Origin of the sequence: Deinococcus aestuarii (assembly GCF_018863415.1) — a bacterium.
GTDB classification, from domain to species: domain Bacteria; phylum Deinococcota; class Deinococci; order Deinococcales; family Deinococcaceae; genus Deinococcus; species Deinococcus aestuarii.
Genome location: NZ_JAHKSN010000002.1, coordinates 507,147 through 527,003, shown reverse-complemented (window position 1 = coordinate 527,003; position 19,857 = coordinate 507,147). Strand labels below are relative to the sequence as shown.

Below are 19,857 nucleotides of genomic sequence, written 5' to 3'. Positions count from 1 at the left end.
CTACCCCCTCCCCCGCACCACATCCAGCGTGTCCCGCACCAGCACTTCCCCGTCTCTGTACACCGTCCGCATCAGGCTGCCCGGGAAGTCGGTGTCGAACGTCCTGTATTGCCGCGTCACCATGCGGCCATTCTCCACCACGAGGTCGAGCACGCCGTCCTTGCTGCGCTTGCCGGGGTCGGTCACGGGGTCCTTGTAGATGCCCCGGTACTCGCCGCCGATGACGCCCGCGCTGGCCTTGTAGGCGAACTTCTGGGTGTCGCGGTCCACCTTTTGCAGCAGCGCGCCGCCCATGCCGAAAGCCACGTTCTCGGCGGAGAAGCCGTCCACCGTCAGGTTCTGGAGAATCTGGCGGATGGTCGTCTCGTCGATGCCGTCCCCCTGAATCACCCGCACGTGGTTGAGCACCCGGAAGCCCTTGCTGTTGGTGGTCGTGCCGAACTTGGCGGCCAGCGCGTTCACGGCGAGGCGCACCATCGCGGGGGGATCGCCGGAGTCGGGCCGGACGACGAGGGTGGCGCCGCTCTCCTCGACCTCCCGCCGCAGGGTCTCGCCCCAGTGGACGTTGATCGCGTGCTTGAGGTCGTACGAGTCGCTGACGACCGCGAAGATGCCGCCCGGTTTGCCGAACTGCCGGACCATGTTGCGGTACGCCTCGGCCTCGTATTTCTGGCCCCAGCTCGTCACCGTGGAGTGCTCGGCGGCGGGGATCGAGAAGCCCGCCACGTCCGCCCCGTAGTGGTTGCGCCCCACCCGCAGCGCCTCCAGCGTGTCCGAGCCCAAGAAGTTGACGAGGTGCGCGAGGCCACCGATGCCCGCGCTCTCCCGGCTGCTCACCCCGCGCGAGCCGAAGTCGTGCAGCTTGAAGGGCAACTCCTCGGCGGCGCGGTCGCTCGTGCGTTCCAGCTCGGTGCGGAGGATCTCGCGCAGGTGGTAGCTCTGCGTGCAGACGGTCGTGGGATACCAGACGCGCATCAGCATCGTCTCGAACCACCCGACGAGCCACGGCAACTCAGGGTCGGTGTTCGTCACGCTCATCAGGACGTTGTGGATCGGCACCACCGTCCCCTCGGGCACGGCGCGGATTTCCAGGGGCAGCCGCCCGCCGTGGACCTCCACCACCCGCAGCCAGCCCTCGTAGGGGAAGGGCTCGCCGTGCGCCTCGATGAGCTCGCGCGCCTCCTCCACGTTCTCGCGCGTCACCCGCCGCGTCAGGTAGCGGTCGAGGAGGTACTGGAGCCCGAAAAAGCGCGTCGCCGGATACCGCCCCCCGCGCGACTCCAGGTAGGAGAACAGCCGCGTCGTCTCAGGCGGGTACTGGAGGAAGTGGCTGCTCTTGTACGAGTCCGTGTCGAGGATGAGGTTCTGGTCGTCGAGGTGCGGCAGCGTCATGGGAGGCCTCCTGGGGACCATCTTCTGTACTCATTTTAGCTTCCGCCGATTATGAGCTAGATGAGCCAGGGGGGTTCCCGTTGGGGGTACAATCCCCCTTCGTCCTCTAGCCCCGCATCAGGAAGTGCTCGATGATCGCGTGGTGGTCCTCGAAGAACAGTTCGGGCTGGCCCAGGGCCTCCGACAGCGGCATCCAGAAGGCGTCGGCGGCGTCGCTGGCGGCGCGGAGGATGGGAAGCTGGCCGATGCCGAGGTCGAAGTGGAAGGCGTGGGTGACGGTACGCCCGCGCTGGCTGCGGTCGGGGTAGTCGAAGACGGCCTGGGCGCGCAGGGCCGCCGCGAGGTTCACCCCCTCGCCCAGCCCGGTCTCCTCGCGGACCTCGCGCACGGCGCATTCGAGCAGCGTCTCGCCCTGTTCGAGGAAACCGCCCGGCATGGCGAGCCGCCCGCGCCCGGGGAGCCCCGCCCGCCGCACGACGAGCACGTGCCCGCTGCGGGTGACCACCCCGTCGGTCGTGACGAAGACGGGCGGGAAGGGGGCGTCCTTCCACGCGGCGCGGTACTCGCGCAGGTAGTCGAACTCGGCGCGCAACTCGGCGTACTCGGGCGTCCCCCGGAACCCGGTCAGGAAGGCGTGGACGGCGGGCGGGACCATGCCGGACACGTCCTCCAGGCGGTCCTCGAAATAGGCCTTGCGCACGTCGGTCGCGCTGAGGGGGCTCACCACATGGGTGGGGATGAATTCCCAGCCCGGGAAGGAGCGCAGGTAGTAGCTGCTCTCGTCCTTGATGTGGCCGATGAGGGCCACGTCGCTGCTGCCGCGCGTGTGCTCGCCGACGCCGCGCTGGACCTCGGAGAGCCACAACCCCTCGTTGTAGAAGTAGTCGCGCACGTGGACGAAGAGGAGGCGGCTGCGCGCCACGCCCGCCTCGGCGAGCATGGCCGTGATGACCCCCTGGCGTTCCTCGGCGGTGAAGGGATTCTTGGTGTTGCGCGCGGCGCGGGCGCTGCCGATGACCACGATCAGTTTTTGCACGCTCCTGAGCGCCTCCAGCATCACGAGGAGGTGGGCCTGGTGGGGAGGCTCGAAGCGGCCGATATACACGCCGAAGGTGCGCTTGCGCCGGGTGGGTGGGGGAGAGGCCAGGGCGGGATCGCGCGGGGCGGTCATGAGTCCACCATAAGACCTGGGCGCGGGGGGCGGGTCCGGGGCCTGCCTCTGCGGGCGGGGGCAGCATGAAGATTTACGACCGCCGCCCTGCTTCCCCTGCCCACCCACCCAGGGCGTAAGGTGAACCATGCGCGCACTCGGCACGTCCGCAGCGGCCCTTGTCCTCACCGCCAGCCTCGGCGCGGTCCAGGCCGGGGGGGCGCAACCTCCCGCGCCGGGGGGCGGACAGGTCCAGGCCGCCACGCCCCAGACGGTCGCCGCCGCCCTGCGCGAGGCCGGGTACGGCGTAACCGTCAACCCGGTGCAGGGCGACGACGAGCCCAGCCTGACGGTGAAGGCGGGCGACTACGAACTCGACGTGTGGTTCAGCGGCTGCCGGAGCACGACCTGCGACCGCGTGACCGCCAGCACCCACTGGGACTACCGGGACGACGAGGAGAGCCTCGACCCCGAGTTCGCCAACGAGTGGAACAGCAACTTCTTCACCCAGGCCTACGTCTACGAGGGGGGTTACTACCTCGACAGCACCTTTACCCTGCGGGGCGGCTACACCCGGGTGGCCCTCAAGGCCTGGATGGAGGACTACCTCGGCGACGTGGAGGACTTCGAGGCCGAGCTGCCCTGATCTCTCCCCCCGCTTCCCCGCCCCGTCCCGGCCCGTGCCACAATTGCCGCCATGACCGAGGCGGGACAGGCGGAAGACGGCACGCGGCGACAGGTCGCCCTGATCGCCCACGACAAGAAAAAGCTCGAACTCGCCCTCTTCGCGCTCGCGCACCGGGACGTGCTCGGGCGCTATCCCCTCGTCGCCACGGGCACGACCGGGGCCATCCTTCAGAAGCAGACCGGCTTGAACGTCGAGCGGGTGCTCTCGGGGCCGCTCGGCGGCGACCAGCAGATCGGGGCGCGGCTCGCCGAGGAGCGCATTGCCGCCGTGTTCTTCTTCCGCGACCCCCTGACCGCCCAGCCCCACGAGCCCGACGTGACGGCCCTGACCCGGCTGTGTGACGTTCACGACGTGCCCCTCGCCACCAACCCCGCCAGCGCCGAGGCCCTGGTGCTGTGGCTCAGGCAGCAGGAGGCCGCGCGGCCCGGCTGAAGTCGCGGGCACGCTTTCGTCCGGGCACGCGCCCCCTCTTCCGTGTGGTTTTTCAAGCGCTCGGGATGAAGGGTTCCCTTATATTGGTCACATGTGCGCCGCCGTGACGCCCCCGCTGTCCTCCGGTCTGCTGACCGACGTGGGGCGGCAACGGGACGTGAACCAGGACGCGGCCCTGGCCCTCGACCTGCCGGGAGGCGGGCTGTACGCCGTGGCGGACGGCATGGGCGGGCACGCGGCGGGTGAACTCGCGGCCACGCTGGCGCTCGACACGCTGGGCCAGCGGTACCTCGGCGGGCGCGGCCAGCCCCCCGAGCGGCTCGCGGAGGCGGTGCAGGCGGCGAACCTCGCGGTCTTGCGCCACGCGGTCGGCGAGTACGTCGGCATGGGCACGACCCTGCTCGCCGTGCTGATCGACCGGGGCGCGGCCCTCGTCGCGCATGTGGGCGACTCGCGGGCGTACCTGCTGCGCGGGGGCGAGCTGCACCGCCTCACCGACGACCACTCCTGGGTGGCCGAGCAACTGCGGCTGGGGCACCTCACCGAAGAAGAGGCGCGCGACCACCAGTGGCGCAGCGTGGTGAACAACGCCCTGGGCGGCGAGGAGCGGGTGCGGCTCGAACTCTTCGGCCTGCCGCTGCGCCCCGGCGACCGCCTGCTGCTGTGCAGCGACGGCCTGAGCGGGGTCCTCACCGACGCCGAACTCCTCGACCTGCTCGCCCGGCCCCTGCCCCCCGAGGGCTCCGCGCGCCTGCTGGTGGACGCGGCGAACGACGCGGGGGGGCCCGACAACATCACCGCCGTGGTCGTGGACGTGCACCGCCCGGGGCGGCTGCCGCGTTACACCCTCCCCGAGCGGCAGGGGGACGGTCCCGCCTACGTGGACGTGCTTCTGAGCGCCCGGCGGGGCAGCAGTCCCCTCACCTACCTGCTGCTCACGGTGGCGTACTTCACCCTGCTGGGCGTGATGCTCATTCCCGAGCGCCGCCTCGTGATCGGGCTCGTCGGCGCCCTGCTGCTGGGGGGGATCGTCGCCTTCCAGCGGATGCGGCGGGCCCGGCACGGCCACCCCCTGACCCGCGCGGCGTCTCTGGGCCGCGCGCTCGGCCCGGTGTTCTCCCGCCCGACCCGCTTCCGGCGCGGGAGCTAGGGCGGCGCGCTGTCCCAGGGCGGGGCCTTTCCCCGCTAGAGTGGGAGCATGAAAGAGATCGTGGAGACCGCGGGCGCGCCCGCCGCCATCGGCCCGTACAGCCAGGCCACCCGGTTCGGCTCTCTCGTGATCACGAGCGGCCAGATCCCCCTGCGCCCCGACGGCACCCTCGTCGAGGGCAACATCGAGGCCCAGACCCGGCAGGTGCTCGACAACCTCAAGGCCGTGCTCGCCGCCGCCGGAACGGACCTCACCCGGGTCGTCAAGACCACCGTGTTTCTCGCGGACATGAACGAGTTCTCGGCCATGAACGCCGTGTACGCCGAGTACTTCGAGGCCCCCTACCCGGCCCGCTCGACCGTGCAGGTGGCCCGGTTGCCCCGCGACGTGCGGGTGGAGATCGAGGCCGTCGCCGAGCGGGCGTGAGCGGCGCCGGACTGGCTCCTTCGGAACGGATACGACCGGGGGAGGCTGCCCCCTTGCAGTGACCACCCCCGCGCTCGACGGGGGGAAAGGGGCGCGGTTACTGCCGGAGGGTCATGGTGCAGCTTCCCATCCCCCGCTTCTGGGGAGTGGGCTGCCCGCCGAGGTCGAGCGAGAGGTAGTCACCGGGCAGTCTGGTCTTGTCCTTCGCGCGGCCCGGCTCCCGGAGAATGCACCCGCTGAGGCCGTTGATCTTCCCGTCCGCGCCGTTCCGAATCCAGGACGCCGACAGCATGTCCGGGCCCAACTCGTCGGCGGGCGCGTAGACCATGCCGATGAAGCCCGCCGGGGGAACCGCCGTTCCGGCCTCGGCACTGTTCCGGGGGTAGGACACCCGCCCGTCCGGCGCGCGCCTGGGCTCACCCAGCGTCAGGGAAAAGGTCTCCGACTTGCCGCCCGGCGTGACGCCGTTCACGACCCAGGTCTGGCCCGGCTGAAGGATCGCGTCGACGACCTTGGCGCTGGCCTCCACCGGGTTCATGGCGGGTGCGCAGGCGGCGAGCGAGGCGAGCAGGGGGGCGAGCAGGAGGAGCGGGAGAGGCTTCACGCGCCCACCCTGGCCGGATTCCCTCCTCCCCGGGGGCACAGATGCGGCCCCGGATCGGGGGGGAGATCCCCCCCTGCTCTTCCGGCCCGACAGCCCCGCGAAGGGGTGTCGCCCACTTCCCCGAAGCCTCGCAGGACAGGAAGGGCCAACCCTTCCCTCCCCCTGCCCCTTTGTGCCCCGACTCTCCACGCCTGCCCCAGAAGCGTGACATCCTGCGGGACGTGGTTGTCCTTCCCGTCCGATTCGAGCGCAGTCCCCGGCTGCACGCGATGCTCAGCCCCGAGCCGCACGCGGTCGGCACCCGCGTCGTCGTGCAGGGCAAGCGCGGCCAGGAGGTCGCCACCGTGCGCGGGGAGCCCTCCACCCCCGAGGAGCACGGCCGCTACGGCACGGTGCTGCGCGCGGCCGGTCCCGAAGACCTCGCCCGCTGGGATGAGCTGTATCGCCAGGGCGAGGACCTGAAGTGGCTGCTGCGCGCCCGCGCCCGCGAGCGGCGGCTGCCCGTCAAGCTCGTCGCCGTCGAGTTCACCCTCGACGAGAGCCTCGTGACGGTGAGTTACAGCGCCGAGGACCGCATCGAACTCGGCAGCCTGATCAGCGATCTGCGGTCACACACCCGCGCCCGGGTGAACTTCGCGGCGGTGGGCCCGCGCGAGCAGGCGCAGATGATCGGCACGCTGGGGGCCTGCGGGCGCGAGAACTGCTCGTCCAATCACCTCCAGGAGTTCGCGCCCGTCAGCATCCGCATGGCGCGCGACCAGCAGCTTCCCCTCAACCCGGAAAAGCTCTCGGGCCCCTGCGGGCGGCTGCTGTGCTGCCTGCAATTCGAGCACACCCAGTACCTCGATCTCCTGGGCGATCTCCCGCGCAAGAACGCCCGCGTCTGCCACGAGGGAAGCGGCGCCTGCGGCAAGGTCACCAAGCTCCACCCCCTCAGCGGGACGGTGGACGTCCACACCGAACAGGGGATGCTGCTGGGCGTGCCCGCCGCCGAGCTGCGCCGGATGCCCGACGCGCCGCAGGGCAAGGGCAAGAACGCCGAGGCGTGAGGACAGGGATGACGCGGGAGGGGTCCTTCTTCGGGGGGGCCTCTCCTTTTCTTGCGTCCCCGGGGAGGCTCCCGGAATGAGCGTCCTGTTGCTCCTCCTGCTCCTGGGCGCGTCGGGCTGGGCCGTGAGCCGTCGTTCTGGACGGCAAGCCGACTCGGCGTGGAAGACGCCGCCTCCCCGGAACGGGACCCTGGGCGGACGCTCCTTCCCCAACCGCGCGTTCGTCCGGGGACGGTCCAGGACCCGGCTCCTCCCCGCCCCCTTCCGCCCGGGAGAGATCGTGCGGGTGGACGGCGAGTGGTATCACCTCCCCACCCTGCGGCGGCTCCACCGCGACGGATGTCTGGGCTGGGGCTCCCCGGGCTGGCGCGCGCTGGAACAGGCCGAGCGGGGAAGACGCCTGAACTGAGCACCAGCGGGCCAAAGAAAAAACTCCCTCTGAGAGGGAGCTTCGTGCTGGTCGAGGCGGCGAGATTTGAACTCACGACCCCTACCACCCCAAGGTAGTGCGCTACCAGGCTGCGCTACGCCTCGACGGCCAGCCCCAAGACTATAGATGCCCCCCAGGTCAGGCGTCAAGGGTGAGCCTGTCGGCGTATCCTGCCCCCCGTGAGCAACCTAATGTTCGAGGAGAAGCTGCGCAACTATGCGCGGCTGGCGGTGCGGGTCGGTCTGGGTGTGCGCGAGGGGCAGCGCGTCCTCGTGCAGGCCCCGGTGGAGACGGCGCCGCTCGCCCGCTTGATCGTCCGCGAGGCCTACGCGGCGGGCGCGAGCCTCGTCGACGTGCGCTGGGACGACGACGACGTGCAGCTCGCCCGCTTCTCGCTGGCGCCGGAGGGGACGTTCGACCAGCTCAGCCGCTGGCGGGTGGAGGCCGAGAAGGAGACGGCGGAGGCGGGCGGGGCCGTCATCGCCATCCGCGCGACCAACCCCAACCTCTACGCCAACGTGGACCCGGCGCGGGTGACCACCCACCAGCGGGCCCTCGCCGCCTACCGCAAGCCCTACAGCGAGCAGGTCATGACCAACCGCCTGAACTGGAACCTGATCTCCGCCCCGGTGCCCGAGTGGGCCGCCCTGATGTTCCCCGGCGTCTCCCAGGAGGAGGCCGTCGGGCGGCAGTGGGACGCCATCTTCGCCGCCACCCGCGCCGACCAGCCCGACCCGGTGGAAGCCTGGCACAGCCACCTCGCCGACCTGAGGCGCCGCCGCGAGACCCTGACCGGGCGGCAGTACGCGGCCCTGCACTTCCGGGGAGGGGAGACCGACCTCACCGTGGGGCTGGCCGAGGACCACATCTGGGGCGGCGGCGCGGCGGACACCCCGTCCGGCATCACCTTCACGGCGAACATCCCCACCGAGGAGGTGTGGACCGCCCCCCACCGCGAGCGGGTGGACGGGGTGGTCGTGAGCACCAAGCCGCTCTCGTACAACGGCGTGCTGATCGAGGGCATCCGCATCCGCTTCGAGGGCGGGCGGGTGGTGGAGGCGACCGCCCGGCAGGGCCAGGAGACCCTGGCTCAGATGATCGACACCGACGAGGGCAGCCACCGCCTCGGCGAGGTCGCGCTGGTGCCCCACTCCAGCCCGATCAGCCGCTCGGGCCTCTTCTTCTTCAACACCCTCTACGACGAGAACGCCGCCTCCCACATCGCCATCGGCAACGCCTACCGCTTCAACGTGCGCGGCGGTGTGGACATGAGCGTGGAGGAATTCGGCGCCAAGGGCGGCAACGACTCCCTCACCCATGTGGACTGGATGATCGGCTCGGGCGAGATCGACGTGGACGGGATCACGAAGACGGGGGAGCGCGAGGCGGTGATGCGGGGGGGCGAGTTCGTGATCTAGCGGTCAGCTCTCAGCGATCAGCCGTCAGCAGAAGAGGGGGCCCGCAACGTTGTTCGACGTGCAGGCCCCCACTTACCACGGACGACTGACCACTCAACCCGTCTACCCCTGCCCCGCCGCCAGCGCCGCCCCGATCACCCCGGCGTCGGGGCCGAGCTGGGCGCGGCGGATGGTGACGGGGGCGAAGGACGCGGCGTACTCGTCGGCGGCGGCCTGGACCCCCTGGAAGAAGGGGTCGCCGACGCTGGCGACGCCGCCGCCGATCACGAAGACCTCCGGGTCGAGGATCTTTTGCAGGTCGGCGAGGGCCACGCCGATGGCCTTGAGCGCCTGGTTCACCACCCGGCGGGCGGCGGGGTGGCCCTGGGCGGCCAGAGTGAAGGCCTCGGCGGTCGTCACGTCGCGGTTCAGGGCGTAGCTCGCGTCGCGGGCGATGGCGGTGCCGCTGGCGACGGCCTCCAGCGCCCCGTCGAGGCCCGCGCCGCTCACCGGACCGCCCGGCATGACGGTGATGTGCCCGATCTCCCCGGCGATGCCGTGCCTTCCCCGCCAGATTTTGCCGTTCAGCACAATGCCCGAGCCGATGCCGGTGCTCACCGTCACGTACACGCTGCTCTCGGTGCCCCTCGCCGCGCCCAGGTACGCCTCGGCGAGGGCGGCGGCCTTGGCGTCGTTTTCCAATACGACCCGCTGGGCGAGGCGGTCGCGCAACCCGTCCACCAGGGGCACGTCGATGAAGCCGTAGATGTTGGGGGCGAACTTGACCCGGGTGCGGTCGCTGCTGAGGGGACCGGGCACGCCCACGCCGACGAGGGTGGCGTCCGGGTGCCGCGCCTGAAGCTCGCGCACCTGGGCGGCAACGGCGTCGAGGACCGCCTCCCAGCCGGTCTCGGGGGTGGGCTGGACGTGGCGGTCGTGGAGTTCTCCGGCCCTCAGGACGCCCGTGGCGATCTTGGTGCCGCCGACGTCCACGCCGATGCTCGCTTGATTCACTTCGTTCACCTCACAGGGGGAGTCGGGCGCGTTTCTGGAGTCTGGAAGGACTTCCGGCCGGGGGGCCCGGGGGAGCGGCCGGGCCCTGCGGCCCGCACTCTATCCCGGGCCCCGGCGCGCGGGTCAGGACCGCTCTATGTCGGGCGCTTCTGCGTCCTCCCCGCCGCCGAGGAGCGCGAGCGCCTCCGGGAGCTGCACCTCGGGCACGTACAGGCCCACGTCGCCCAGGTACCCGCCCGTCTCGATCTCGATGACCGGACTCGCCACCGCCCACTGGAAGGGGGTGCGCACCACGCTCACCACGCCGCCGTCAGATAAGGTGCGCCGCCAGCCCTCGGCGAGCAGCCGGGGCAGGGTGTCGAGGCGCACCCAGATGTCCCCCTGGTACATCACCCGGTCCTCGAAGTGGGACCCGCCGCTCACGTCGCCGCGCTTCCGGGAACGAGCAGGGGGGCGAGGACGGCGCGCACCCGCTCGGGCAGGGGCTCGGGGCGGTGGGCGGCGTCCACCCGGACCTGCACCGTGCGGGCGTAGGCACAGGGCTCGCCGTCGGCCAGGAGGCGCGAGACGACCGTCCAGCTCGTGCGTCCCAGGCGCTCGACGAGGTTGTCCACCTCCACCCGCTGGCCCCACCGCACCTCGCGGCGGTAGTCGAGTTCCAGCCGGGCGATCACCGAGTGGTCGTCCGTGTCCCGCACGCCGAGGTCACCCATCAGGACCACCCGCGAGGTTTCGAGGTACTGCACGTACACGGCGTTGTTGAGGTGGCCCATCGCGTCGATGTCGCCGTAGCGCATCTGGATTTCGGTGCGGTGCGCGCGTGTCCAGTCCAGCTCGGCCAGCGGTTCGGCGGCGCGCGGGGAGGGGGTCGAGCTCGTCATGGGGCCATTATGCCGGGGCCGCCCCCGGCCCCGGCGCTATGCTCTGGCCCATGACCGCCCCCGACCCGCCGCCCTCCCACCCGGCCCACGGGCTGCGGGCGCGCTGGCGTCAGGTCCGGCGCCTGCCCTTCACCCTGATGCTCGCCTCGTTGCTCGCGGGGCTGGGGATCGTGCAGCTCACCTTCCAGCTCGGCAACCTGGGCTACCGCAGCGTGACCTGGGTGCGCGAGACCCGGGAGACCCAGGAGCGCGTCGCCTCGCTGGAACGCGACGTGCGCGTGCTGGAGGAGGCCGCGGCCGCCGCTCAGAGCCCCGCGTACCTCGAACAGCTCGCGCGCTGCCAGGGCTTCGTGGGCGCCGAGGAGGACGTGATCGTCGCGGTGGGGGCCCCCGAGACGCCCGGCGAGAACTGCGCGGTGCGGCGAGTGCCCTGACGACGGCCCTGAGCCGGGCGGGCGTATGCTGCGGGGTATGTCACTCGTTGTGCTGGTCACCGTTCCTCCCGAACGCGCCGGGGAGATCGCGCGCACGCTCGTCGCCGAACGGCTGGCGGGGTGCGTGAACGTCCTGGCGGGGCTCCACAGCGTCTACCGCTGGGAGGGCGAGATCGCCGAGGACCCCGAATCCCTCCTCCTGATCAAGACCACCGGCGAGCGCTACCCCGAACTCGAAGCGCGCGTGCGGGCCATGCACCCCTACGAGGTCCCCGAGATCATCGCCCTGCCCTTCGACCGCGCCCTCCCCGAGTTCCAGAGCTGGCTTCTCGCCAGCACCACCCTGCGCGGCGGCTGAGCCCCTGGCCCCGCCTCGCTGAACCGGGTCCAGAGAGGGGGCCCTTGAGAGCACTTTCATAGATAAACCCCTCGTTAAGGTCATACACTGGCGTATGACCGTGCACTGGGAGGAGGCGCCGCGGGATCAGGCCCCGTCGCCGGGCCTGTCCCGCGCCCGGGTGGACCCCCGGCCTCCGGCCCAGGCGCCGCTGGAAGTGCTCGCCCTGCTTCAGGGCAGCGACCCGACCCTGATCCTGGGCCGCCGGGAGGGGGTGGCCCCCTCCGGGTCGGCCTGGCCGGGCGCGGCCTGGGAGGTGGCCTTTGCCAACCACGCCTTCGCGCGGCTGCTGGGGCAGGGCCCGGAGGCCCTGTGCGGCGTCACGCTGGAGGCCCTGTTCGCGGGGGCCGGGGAGAGCCTGCGGGCGGCGTTTCCGAACGCGGCGGACCTCGCCGCCCGGGGCGAGCCCTTCCGGGTGGACCTGCCCCTGCGCTCGGAGGACATCCGCTGGATGGAGGCCCAGGTCACGCCCCTGCGGCTGGGGGAGGGCGGCCCGGTCTCCCACTGGCTGGCCGTCCTGCGCGACGTGACGGCCCAGCGCCAGGCCCTCGCCCTCGCCACCGGGCACACCCGCGCCCTGCACCTCGCCGCGCAGGGCGCGCCCCTCTCCGAGATCCTGGGTGCCCTGATCGCCACCCTCGACGAGCGCCTGCCCGGCAGCGCCGCGTGCGCCGCCCTGTGCGAGGGAGACGACCTCGTGCTGATCGGCCCGCCGCGCCTGCCCCCCCTGGACCACGAGGTCCGGCGGCCCGCGCGCGAGGTGCGCGCCACCTCCTGCGGGGGGGCCGTGTTCGCGGGAAAACCCGTGCTCGCCCTCACGCCGGAGGGTTTCCCGGGGGCGCTGCGCGAAGGCCTGGTCGGGGCGGGCTACCGCCGGGCCTACAGCGTCCCTATCCGTGAGGCGGGCGGGCCGGTGCTCGGGGCCATGACGCTCTACGGACGCCGGGCCACCCCGCCCCACCCCACCGAAGCGGGGCTCCTCGCGCAGTTCGCGGACCTCGCCGCCCTCCTGATCGCCCGGCGCCAGGCGCTGCGCCGCCTGGAGTACCTCGCCTTCCACGACGGGCTGACCGGCCTGCCCAACCGGGCGCGCTTCATGGCCGTGCTGGGGGAGGCCTGCGCGGGGCTCACCGACCCGGCCCGGGTCCCCCGGCAGGCGGGCGGCGGGGCCTTTGCGGTGGGCGTGCTCGACCTCGACGGCTTCAAGCTCGTGAACGACGCGTACGGGCACGCCGCCGGGGACGGGCTGCTCGTCACGCTCGCCCGGCGGCTCACGGCCGCCCTGCCCCCGGGGGTGCTTGTGGCGCGCATGGGCGGCGACGAGTTCGCGCTGCTCGTGCCCGGCGCCTCTCCCCGGCGGCTGGGGGCGGTCAAGCGCCGGGTGCGGGCGGTCCTGACCGCCCCCTTCCCGCTCGGGGCCACGCTCGGGACCGCCACCGTGCGGCTCGGCGGCAGCCTGGGCTGGAGCCTCGCCCCCGGGGAGGCCCGGACGCCCGACGCGCTGCTGCGGGCCGCCGACGGCGCGATGTACGGGGTCAAGCGCGTGACCCGCTCCGCCCGGGGCGTGCTCCAGAAAAAAGCGCCCCCCGGGTGGGAGGCGACCTTGGCGGGCCCGGAAGCCCTCGAACCCTCGCCCCACGGTCTTGGAAGGCGCGGCGGTCCTTCCAGCCGCTTCTGAGGGCTTCCGGGATGTTCAGGACGGGTCGCTCCCACCGTCCTTGTTCGTCTCCCCACTCCCGAGCGTTCCGGCCCCTGGCTGGCCTGTTTGAGCTGCCTGCTCCACTGGCCGTCGGCGAGAAGAACCCCGGCCTGGACGCGCCCGTGGGGCCGCCGGAGCTGTTTGGGTAGACCCGGGCCGCGTGACTCGGCAGGCGACCTCGATTCCTGCGCTGCCCCCTCGACAGAAGCCCACGCAGGGGAGTGGACCAGCGCGTTCTCCCGGCACGGGCGGGAGAGGTCGAAGGGGTTGGTGCGCCTGCGCGGGAGCGGCGACCTGAGGGTTAGCCCCTCGTCCGGCGACGCGTGCCCTTCCGAACGCCACTTCGTCACCCTGCCCCCGACAGTCGAGCCACTGCGCGCGACCGCGGCGTTGTGCGGCACAGCGAGCGCACCCAGGTCTGCGCCTGATCCCCGAACGCTCCTCCCTGCCCGGACAAGAACCGGGACGGGTCGTCCACCCCCGGCCCCCATTCGATCCGGCGGCATGTTTGGTTGACGCTTCGTCGTCCATACTTTACGCTCGGGAGGTGACCGCCGCCCCAGGCACCCTCCGTTCCCATGTCAAGGCGCTGCGCGAGCGGGCGCACCTGGGGCCCAGCGAACTGGCCCGGCGGGTGGGCATCTCCCGCCAGGCCCTGCACAAGATCGAGACCGGCGTCTCCCCCCCCAGCACCCTGATCGCCTTTCACCTCGCGCGGGCCCTGCACTGCCGCGTGGACGAACTGTTCACCCTCGTCCCGCCCGCCGTCACGGCCACGCTCTGCGGAACCGTGAACGGCGACACCCGGGTGCAGTTGGCCCAGGTCGCCGAGCGTGTGCTGGCCTTTCCGCTCACCGGCACCCCGGGCTTCCGGCAGACCGCCGACGGGGTGGCTCATCCGCCGGGGGGTGGGCGGATGGCGGCCGGTGAGGTCCCCGTCGAGCTGCTGGGGCCACCCGAGCGCCTGCCGCGCACCGCCGTGCTGGTGGGCTGCGACCCGTCGCTGGAACTGCTCTCGACCCACGTGGCCGGGCACACGCCGGAGGTCCGGGTGCTGTGGTCCCCGGTTTCCAGTCTGGCCGCGCTGGAGGCGCTGGGTCGGGGCGAGGCCCACGCCGCTGCCATCCACCTCTGGGACGCGCACACCAGCGTGTCCAACCTGCCCTTCGTGGCGCGGCTGTTTCCGGGCCGGGTCATGCACCTGCTGACCCTCTGGTCCTGGGAGCAGGGCTTGATGCTGCCGCCCGGGAACCCCAAGGGCGTCACTGGGGTGTCCGACCTCCCCGGCTTGCAGTTGGTGAACCGGGAAGCCGGGGCGGGGAGCCGCCTGCTGCTCGACGCCTGGCTGGGAGACCTGGGCCTCACCCTTCGGCAGCGCCGCGCCCTGCCCGGGTACGGGGACGAGGTGCACAGCCCCCTGGAGGCGGCGGGCCGGGTGGCCGCCGGGCAGGCGGACGTGGCGCCCGGACCACGCTCCGCCGCTCAGGCCCTGGGGCTGCACTTCGTCCCGGTCCAGGTCGAGCGCCTGGACCTCGTGGTGCCCGACGAGCACCTCTTTCATCCCGGCCTCACCGCGCTCATTGAGGTGGCCCAGACTTCCGCCTTCCGCGCCGACCTGGCCCTGCTGGGCGGCTACGACCCCAGTCACGCGGGCGAACGCTGGCAGACCACCGGCCCCTCGTCCCCCCCCCTTCAGGAGGTTGCCCCATGACCCGGACCCTGCTGTGCACCGCCCTGCTCCTGACGACCGGCGGCGCCAGGGCCGCTCACCTCACGGTGTTCGCCGCCGCTTCCCTGACCGACGCCCTGACCGAGTTGGGCAAGGCGTTCGACGCGCGGACGGGCCACAAGACCACCTTCCAGTTCGCCGGGTCGCAGGCCCTGCGGACCCAGTTGGAAAACGGGGCCAGAGCGGACGTGTACGCCAGCGCCAACACCGCCCAGTACACGCCGCTGGTGGACAAGGGGTTGGTCGCCCCCGGCCAGGCGTTCGTCAGCAACAAGCTCGCCGTCATCGCCCCCAGGAACAACCCCCGGGTGAACCGGCTGCCCGACCTCGCCGCCCCGGGGGTGAAGCTGGTGATCGCGGACAAGACCGTGCCGGTCGGCGACTACACCCGGCGGATGCTCGCGGCCGTCGACAAGGCCGGGACCTACGGCCAGGACTTCTCGGCCCGCGCCCTGAAGAACGTGGTCAGCGAGGAGCCCAACGTCCGGCAGGTGGCCCTCAAGGTGCAGCTCGGGGAGGCCGACGCCGCCGTGGTGTACGTGACGGACGTGACCCCGGCCCTGCGCCCTTCGGTGCGGGTCATCACGCTGCCCACCCGCTTCAACCAGAGCGCCACGTACCCCATCGGCGTGCTGAGGGGCAGTGCCAGCCCGGAGGCGGCGCAGGCGTTCGTGCAGTACGTCCGGTCACCCGAGGGCCAGCAGACGTTGAAGAAGTGGGGCTTCCAGGCGCCCCGCTGAGGCCCGTCCCGCCCGCCCGACTTCCCCGCAGGAGGTGTCCCCATGAGAATCAGCGCCCGCAACACCCTGAAAGGTCAGGTCACGTCCCTCAAGCTCGGGGACGTGGAAGCCGAAGTGACCCTCCAGATCGAGGGGGGAGCCGAGATCACGGCGACCATCACCCGCGCCTCCGCCGAACGGCTGGGGCTCGCGGAGGGCCGCGAAGCCTACGCCGTCGTCAAGGCCAGCGACGTGATGGTCGCCGTGGACGACCCGGGCCGGTGACCCGGAGAGGCGGCCAGCTTCGCCCCGCGCGGAACGGGAAGGGCGGGCGGCGCGTCGGCCAGCCGGTCGAGCTCCCGGTTCTGCGCGCCTGCGCTTGAGCCGTCTGCGGCCCGAGCAGGCCCAGCCCGCCCGGGCCGTCCGCCGCGCTCCCCGTCCCCGGCGCCTCCCGGTCGCTCCCGTGCTTCTGGGGGGCGTGATGACGCTCTTTTTGCTCCTGCCGACGCTGGTCGTGCTGGGGCGCGGGCTGGGCGCCGACTTCCTCCCCACCCTGCTGAGCCCGGTGGTGGTGGATGCCCTGCGGGTCAGCCTGTGGACGACCGCGACCACCCTGGGCCTCACCGTGCTCCTCGTCACTCCGGTCGCCTACCTGCTGGCGCGCTTCGACTTCCCCGGCAGGGCGGTGCTGGACACCTTGCTCGACCTTCCCATCGTGCTGCCGCCGGTGGTGGCCGGGGTGGGGTTGCTGCTGACGTTCGGGCGCAACGGGTTGCTGGGGCCGCCCCTCGAACTGGCGGGGGTCAGCCTCGCCTTTTCCCCGGCGGCGGTGGTGCTGGCGCAACTGTTCACCTCGGCGCCCTTTTACCTGCGGACGGCCAAGGCGGGCTTCATGGCGGTGGACCGCGAGGTGGAGCAGGCGGCACGGACGGACGGGGCGGACGGCCTGCGGGTGTTCCGGTGGATCACCTGGCCGCTCGCCTTTCCCTTCCTGCTCGAGGGCCTGGTGCTGACGTGGGCGCGGGCACTGGGCGAGTTCGGCGCGACGATTCTCTTCGCGGGGTCCCTCCAGGGCCGCACGCGCACGATCACGCTCGCCATCTACTCCGCCCTGGAGTCGGACCTGGCCCCGGCGCTGGTGCTCTCGGCAGTGATGGTGCTGGTGGCCTTCGGGGTACTGCTGCTCGTGCGGGTGCTGGCGGTCCGGCGCCTGGAGTGAGGGCAGAACAAGGCCCGGCGGCGGTCCGTCGGCAGCCGTGTGGAGCCGTTCAGAAAACCTTGGAGGAGGGCGGGCGCGAGGCTGAAGATGCCGCTCCCGTGGCCGTGGCGGAGGCCAAGCGCAAGGGCCGGGCGGTGATGGGGAGTTCGGAGCAGGCGGCGCGCTACAGCCCGGGGTTTCGCCTGGGCGTGACCCCCGGACTCGACGCGTCGCAGGGTCTGTGAGGTGAGGACAGCCCCTTCCTCTCCGCCACGAACGGTCGCCCCTCCCCGCACAGCTCAAGACGGGGATCGGCCTCTGGGATGAGGGTCGGTCGGTGTGCCCAAGGGGAGGTCATGGGCTTGACCTGGGCGGATGTGGACCTCGGCGCGCGGATGCTGCGGGTGAGGCCAACCCGCGTCGTGGGAAAGAGGCTGCCGGGACCGGTGACCCCCAGCCGGTGAACGCCCGCCGGGACTTTCACCTCCTCGCCTCTCTCGCGGGAGGGCTGTGGGAGCGAGCGGGTCAAGGCAGGCGGCGCGTGGGAAGGAACGGGCGCGGCGTACCTCCCGCCCTGGGGGGCTGACCTCACCCGGACACATGGAAGCGCTCCACCGGAGAACCGGAACGGGAAAGCCCCTCCTTAAAGGCGAAACTCCCGCGCTGGGCGGAAGTTTTTCTTGGCGGGCCCTGAAGGACTTGAACCCTCGACCTACGGTTTTGGAGACCGCCGCTCTACCAACTGAGCTAAGGACCCACGCGCCTGCCCCGGACCACGGCCCCGCAAGCGAGCCCGGGCAGCATAGCAAAGGCCCCGGGTGCGCGCAAGGGTGGGCTCCTCGGGCCGAGGGCGGCCACGAACTTCGGGGAAAGACCTCTGTGCAAGCCGCTCTCCGAATCGGTCCGCCTCAGTGACAGCTCCCCTGAGACGGGGACAGCTCCGAAGGAGGAGCGAGCATTCCGGGGTGGAGGGACCGAGAGGGCGGGCGTGGGGGTGGCGCCGGACGACCGGGGCGGGAGGCGTCCATCCATGCGGACTGCTCGCGGGGCCGAGCCTCCCTGAGCCGCCCTTCGTCACGACTCCGGACCCCCCACCCGAGCTAGGCTGCGCCGCGTGCCCCCCAAGACCCTGCCCCTCCCCGACGGAGCGCGTGAGCGGGCGCCGCTCGTGCTCGCGGCGCTGGAGGCCCTCTACCCGGACGCCCGCACCGAACTCGTCTTCCGCACCCCCTTCGAGCTGCTCGTCGCCACGGTCCTGAGCGCCCAGGCGACCGACGTGAGCGTGAACGCCGCCACGCCCGCCCTCTTTGCCCGCTACCCCGACGCCCACGCGATGAGCACGGCGAGCCCCGGGGACCTCGAACCGTACATCCGCGCCATCGGGCTGTCCCGGGCCAAGGCGCGCAACCTCGCGGCGCTCGCCCGGCTGCTCGTCGAGCGGCACGGGGGCGAGGTGCCGAACGACTTCGGGGCGGTGGTCGCCCTGCCCGGCGCGGGGCGCAAGACGGCGAACGTGGTCCTGAGCAATGCCTACGGTTACCCCGCCATCGCCGTGGACACCCACGTGGGCCGCCTCGCCCGCCGCCTGGGCCTGAGCGTGCAGACCAATCCCGACCGGGTGGAGGCCGACCTGGGGGAGCTTTTTCCCCGGGAACGCTGGGTCTTCTTGCACCACGCCCTGATCTTCCACGGGCGCCGGGTCTGCGTGGCCCGCCGCCCGCGCTGCGCCGAGTGCGTGATGCTCGCCTTCTGCCCGCAGGTCGGGGTGGAGGCGTGAACTGGCGCTTTTCCGGCCAGCTCTGGCTGTACCTGGCCTCGGCCTTCACCTTCGGGCTGTCGCAGGCGTTCGCGGCGCTGTTTCTCAACTTCTACCTGCGGGCGCTGGGCCTCGGCGCCGAGTGGCAGGGGCTCGTCAACGCCCTCCCGGCCTTGACCCTGGCGGGGCTGAGCCTGCCCGCGGTGGCGCTTGCCCGCCGCATCTCCAATGCCCACACCCTCAAGCTCGGCAGCGTCCTGAGCCTGATCGGGGCCGTGATCCTGGCGCTGGCGGGTGGGCCGGGGGCCGCCCTCGCCGGAGCGCTCGTGCAGGGGGCGGGCGCGGCGCTGCTCTCCGTCTCGGGCTCGCCCTTCATGGCGAACCACAGTGGCGAGGCCAACCGGGTGACCCTGTTCAGCGTGCAAAGCGCCCTGATGACCGGCGCGGGGTTCGTGGGCAACCTGCTCGGCGGGCAGGTCCCGGGGGCGTACGCGGCGGCGACCGGCACCGCCCCGGACGGTCTGGAGGCCTTACGGGCGGCGCTGCTGGTGTCGGCGGCCTTTCAGCTCGCGGGCCTGATCCCGGTGCTCCTGCTGCGACCCAGCGGCAAACCGCGCCCCGCGGGCCGCTCCCTCGCCATCCGCGACAAGCTCACGATGATCCGGCTGGTCGCGCCCAACGTCCTCGTCGGGCTGGGGGCTGGGGCGACCATTCCCTTCCTCAACGTGTTCATCGAGGGCAAGTTCGACGTGGATTACGCCGGGCTGGGTACCCTCTTCGCCTGGACGAGCCTCGCCACGGCGGCGACCGCCCTGCTCCAGCCCCTGCTCGTGCGGCGGCTGGGACAACTGACCGCCGTCTTGATCGTGCAGGCGGCCAGCCTCCCCTTCCTGGCGGTGCTCGGCTTCGCTCCTCAGCTCTGGATGGTGAGCGCGGCCCTTTTCACCCGCGGCGCCCTGATGAACGCGGCGGGCCCGGTCTACTCCGCCTACGCGATGTCCGCCCTGCCGGAGGAGGACCGCCCGATGTACTCCGGGGTCAACCTGATCGCCTGGGACGCGGGCTGGGCCGTGAGCAGCCTGATGTCCGGGGTGGTGCGCGGGGCGCTGCCCTTTTCCGTGGCCTTCAACGTGCTCTTCGCCTGGACCCTGCTGATGTACGCGGGGAGCGTGGTCTTGATCTACCTGGGGCTATACCGCCCGGCGCGCCGCAGCGGCCACCCGGCGGCGCGGGCGAGCGTGGGCCCGACCTCCTGAGGGCCCCCGTTGCAGGGACACTTTCTGAAGGCCTTCCCGGCGCCCGGCGCCTGAGG

The 19,857-nt window shown here is 72.1% G+C and carries 23 protein-coding genes and 2 tRNA genes; 17 read left to right on the top strand and 8 right to left on the bottom strand.

Going from position 1 to position 19,857, the window contains the following annotated elements:
- Together IC605_RS05745 and IC605_RS05740 are read right to left on the bottom strand one after the other, a co-directional pair.
- On the bottom strand, window positions 1-1,392 hold the full coding sequence (locus tag IC605_RS05745; RefSeq protein WP_216320129.1) for a nicotinate phosphoribosyltransferase: 1,392 nt from the start codon (window positions 1,390-1,392) through the stop codon (window positions 1-3).
- A 106-nt stretch (window positions 1,393-1,498) separates the two neighbouring features.
- Complete coding sequence (locus IC605_RS05740) at window positions 1,499-2,563, bottom strand: bifunctional nicotinamide-nucleotide adenylyltransferase/Nudix hydroxylase (RefSeq protein WP_216320126.1); 1,065 nt, start codon at window positions 2,561-2,563, stop codon at window positions 1,499-1,501.
- A gap of 127 nt (window positions 2,564-2,690) precedes the next feature.
- Between IC605_RS05740 and IC605_RS05735 the strand changes: the two genes are divergently transcribed.
- The 4 genes from IC605_RS05735 to IC605_RS05720 all read left to right on the top strand — a co-directional run bounded on the left by IC605_RS05735 (window position 2,691) and on the right by IC605_RS05720 (window position 5,238).
- Window positions 2,691-3,188: a type III secretion system chaperone family protein gene (locus IC605_RS05735; protein ID WP_216320122.1), complete on the top strand. Its 498-nt coding sequence runs from the start codon at window positions 2,691-2,693 to the stop codon at window positions 3,186-3,188.
- Between the two features lie 51 nt (window positions 3,189-3,239).
- Window positions 3,240-3,662, top strand: coding sequence for a methylglyoxal synthase (mgsA, locus tag IC605_RS05730; RefSeq protein WP_216320118.1), 423 nt, complete (start codon window positions 3,240-3,242; stop codon window positions 3,660-3,662).
- A 91-nt stretch (window positions 3,663-3,753) separates the two neighbouring features.
- Window positions 3,754-4,812 (top strand): PP2C family protein-serine/threonine phosphatase, encoded by a 1,059-nt coding sequence (locus IC605_RS05725; protein ID WP_216320117.1) that lies wholly within the window; start codon window positions 3,754-3,756, stop codon window positions 4,810-4,812.
- Between the two features lie 48 nt (window positions 4,813-4,860).
- The gene (locus tag IC605_RS05720; protein ID WP_216320116.1) at window positions 4,861-5,238 is read left to right on the top strand and encodes a RidA family protein; all 378 of its coding nucleotides are present in this window, start codon (window positions 4,861-4,863) and stop codon (window positions 5,236-5,238) included.
- Between the two features lie 97 nt (window positions 5,239-5,335).
- Here IC605_RS05720 and IC605_RS05715 read toward each other — a convergent pair whose 3' ends face one another.
- Window positions 5,336-5,842: a hypothetical protein gene (locus IC605_RS05715; protein ID WP_216320115.1), complete on the bottom strand. Its 507-nt coding sequence runs from the start codon at window positions 5,840-5,842 to the stop codon at window positions 5,336-5,338.
- Between the two features lie 269 nt (window positions 5,843-6,111).
- Between IC605_RS05715 and IC605_RS05710 the strand changes: the two genes are divergently transcribed.
- Complete coding sequence (locus tag IC605_RS05710) at window positions 6,112-6,891, top strand: PSP1 domain-containing protein (protein WP_216320354.1); 780 nt, start codon at window positions 6,112-6,114, stop codon at window positions 6,889-6,891.
- A 76-nt stretch (window positions 6,892-6,967) separates the two neighbouring features.
- Entirely contained in the window at window positions 6,968-7,300 is a 333-nt protein-coding gene (locus IC605_RS05705) for a hypothetical protein (RefSeq protein ID WP_216320114.1), read from the top strand.
- 48 nt (window positions 7,301-7,348) lie between these two features.
- Here IC605_RS05705 and IC605_RS05700 read toward each other — a convergent pair.
- Window positions 7,349-7,425, bottom strand: a tRNA-Pro gene (locus IC605_RS05700).
- Window positions 7,426-7,512: 87 nt separating this feature from the next.
- Here IC605_RS05700 and IC605_RS05695 point away from each other — a divergent pair.
- A complete protein-coding gene (locus IC605_RS05695) occupies window positions 7,513-8,739 on the top strand; it encodes an aminopeptidase (protein ID WP_216320351.1) in 1,227 nt (408 codons plus the stop codon).
- Between the two features lie 102 nt (window positions 8,740-8,841).
- On the opposite strand, the gene IC605_RS05690 is transcribed toward IC605_RS05695, so the two are convergent.
- From IC605_RS05690 to IC605_RS05680, 3 genes are all read right to left on the bottom strand, one after another.
- Entirely contained in the window at window positions 8,842-9,732 is an 891-nt protein-coding gene (locus IC605_RS05690; RefSeq protein ID WP_343216516.1) for an ROK family protein, read from the bottom strand.
- Between the two features lie 123 nt (window positions 9,733-9,855).
- A complete protein-coding gene (locus tag IC605_RS05685) occupies window positions 9,856-10,122 on the bottom strand; it encodes a hypothetical protein (RefSeq protein WP_216320347.1) in 267 nt (88 codons plus the stop codon).
- A gap of 29 nt (window positions 10,123-10,151) precedes the next feature.
- Window positions 10,152-10,613 carry an acyl-CoA thioesterase gene (locus IC605_RS05680; RefSeq protein ID WP_216320113.1) on the bottom strand — a complete coding sequence of 154 codons (462 nt, stop codon included), beginning with the start codon at window positions 10,611-10,613 and terminating at the stop codon, window positions 10,152-10,154.
- A gap of 50 nt (window positions 10,614-10,663) precedes the next feature.
- Here IC605_RS05680 and IC605_RS05675 point away from each other — a divergent pair, with 50 nt between their 5' ends.
- The 8 genes from IC605_RS05675 (at window position 10,664) to IC605_RS24995 (ending at window position 17,034) form a co-directional block, all read left to right on the top strand.
- A complete protein-coding gene (locus IC605_RS05675; RefSeq protein WP_246580388.1) occupies window positions 10,664-11,047 on the top strand; it encodes a cell division protein FtsB in 384 nt (127 codons plus the stop codon).
- 37 nt (window positions 11,048-11,084) lie between these two features.
- Window positions 11,085-11,405: a divalent-cation tolerance protein CutA gene (gene cutA / locus IC605_RS05670; protein ID WP_216320110.1), complete on the top strand. Its 321-nt coding sequence runs from the start codon at window positions 11,085-11,087 to the stop codon at window positions 11,403-11,405.
- A 94-nt stretch (window positions 11,406-11,499) separates the two neighbouring features.
- The gene (locus tag IC605_RS05665) at window positions 11,500-13,122 is read left to right on the top strand and encodes a diguanylate cyclase domain-containing protein (protein ID WP_216320108.1); all 1,623 of its coding nucleotides are present in this window, start codon (window positions 11,500-11,502) and stop codon (window positions 13,120-13,122) included.
- Between the two features lie 568 nt (window positions 13,123-13,690).
- Complete coding sequence (locus tag IC605_RS05660; protein ID WP_216320105.1) at window positions 13,691-14,854, top strand: substrate-binding domain-containing protein; 1,164 nt, start codon at window positions 13,691-13,693, stop codon at window positions 14,852-14,854.
- Entirely contained in the window at window positions 14,851-15,612 is a 762-nt protein-coding gene (gene modA, locus IC605_RS05655; protein WP_216320103.1) for a molybdate ABC transporter substrate-binding protein, read from the top strand. Before IC605_RS05660 ends, modA begins: the two co-directional genes overlap by 4 nt.
- A gap of 42 nt (window positions 15,613-15,654) precedes the next feature.
- Complete coding sequence (locus tag IC605_RS05650) at window positions 15,655-15,876, top strand: TOBE domain-containing protein (RefSeq protein WP_216320102.1); 222 nt, start codon at window positions 15,655-15,657, stop codon at window positions 15,874-15,876.
- A 196-nt stretch (window positions 15,877-16,072) separates the two neighbouring features.
- Window positions 16,073-16,810, top strand: coding sequence for an ABC transporter permease (locus IC605_RS05645; protein WP_216320101.1), 738 nt, complete (start codon window positions 16,073-16,075; stop codon window positions 16,808-16,810).
- 98 nt (window positions 16,811-16,908) lie between these two features.
- Complete coding sequence (locus IC605_RS24995) at window positions 16,909-17,034, top strand: hypothetical protein (protein WP_281416198.1); 126 nt, start codon at window positions 16,909-16,911, stop codon at window positions 17,032-17,034.
- Between the two features lie 436 nt (window positions 17,035-17,470).
- Here IC605_RS24995 and IC605_RS05640 read toward each other — a convergent pair.
- Window positions 17,471-17,546 (bottom strand) — tRNA-Trp (locus IC605_RS05640).
- A gap of 357 nt (window positions 17,547-17,903) precedes the next feature.
- Between IC605_RS05640 and nth the strand changes: the two genes are divergently transcribed.
- Complete coding sequence (gene nth / locus IC605_RS05635) at window positions 17,904-18,566, top strand: endonuclease III (protein ID WP_216320099.1); 663 nt, start codon at window positions 17,904-17,906, stop codon at window positions 18,564-18,566.
- Entirely contained in the window at window positions 18,563-19,801 is a 1,239-nt protein-coding gene (locus IC605_RS05630) for an MFS transporter (RefSeq protein ID WP_216320097.1), read from the top strand. The genes nth and IC605_RS05630 overlap by 4 nt, the downstream gene beginning before the upstream one ends.
- Window positions 19,802-19,857 lie beyond the last annotated feature (56 nt).

Bases quoted from the DNA above. Each gene is read 5' to 3' on its own strand.
- IC605_RS05720 (WP_216320116.1), top strand. From the start codon at position 4,861: ATGAAAGAGATCGTGGAGACCGCGGGCGCGCCCGCCGCCATCGGCCCG.
- IC605_RS05725 (WP_216320117.1), top strand. From the start codon at position 3,754: ATGTGCGCCGCCGTGACGCCCCCGCTGTCCTCCGGTCTGCTGACCGAC.
- IC605_RS05650 (WP_216320102.1), top strand. From the start codon at position 15,655: ATGAGAATCAGCGCCCGCAACACCCTGAAAGGTCAGGTCACGTCCCTC.
- IC605_RS05675 (WP_246580388.1), top strand. From the start codon at position 10,664: ATGACCGCCCCCGACCCGCCGCCCTCCCACCCGGCCCACGGGCTGCGG.
- IC605_RS05645 (WP_216320101.1), top strand. From the start codon at position 16,073: ATGACGCTCTTTTTGCTCCTGCCGACGCTGGTCGTGCTGGGGCGCGGG.
- IC605_RS05680 (WP_216320113.1), bottom strand. From the start codon at position 10,613: ATGACGAGCTCGACCCCCTCCCCGCGCGCCGCCGAACCGCTGGCCGAG.
- cutA (WP_216320110.1), top strand. From the start codon at position 11,085: ATGTCACTCGTTGTGCTGGTCACCGTTCCTCCCGAACGCGCCGGGGAG.
- IC605_RS05705 (WP_216320114.1), top strand. From the start codon at position 6,968: ATGAGCGTCCTGTTGCTCCTCCTGCTCCTGGGCGCGTCGGGCTGGGCC.
- modA (WP_216320103.1), top strand. From the start codon at position 14,851: ATGACCCGGACCCTGCTGTGCACCGCCCTGCTCCTGACGACCGGCGGC.
- IC605_RS05695 (WP_216320351.1), top strand. From the start codon at position 7,513: ATGTTCGAGGAGAAGCTGCGCAACTATGCGCGGCTGGCGGTGCGGGTC.
- IC605_RS05745 (WP_216320129.1), bottom strand. From the start codon at position 1,392: ATGACGCTGCCGCACCTCGACGACCAGAACCTCATCCTCGACACGGAC.
- IC605_RS05710 (WP_216320354.1), top strand. From the start codon at position 6,112: ATGCTCAGCCCCGAGCCGCACGCGGTCGGCACCCGCGTCGTCGTGCAG.
- IC605_RS05735 (WP_216320122.1), top strand. From the start codon at position 2,691: ATGCGCGCACTCGGCACGTCCGCAGCGGCCCTTGTCCTCACCGCCAGC.
- IC605_RS05740 (WP_216320126.1), bottom strand. From the start codon at position 2,563: ATGACCGCCCCGCGCGATCCCGCCCTGGCCTCTCCCCCACCCACCCGG.
- mgsA (WP_216320118.1), top strand. From the start codon at position 3,240: ATGACCGAGGCGGGACAGGCGGAAGACGGCACGCGGCGACAGGTCGCC.
- IC605_RS05685 (WP_216320347.1), bottom strand. From the start codon at position 10,122: ATGTACCAGGGGGACATCTGGGTGCGCCTCGACACCCTGCCCCGGCTG.
- IC605_RS05665 (WP_216320108.1), top strand. From the start codon at position 11,500: ATGACCGTGCACTGGGAGGAGGCGCCGCGGGATCAGGCCCCGTCGCCG.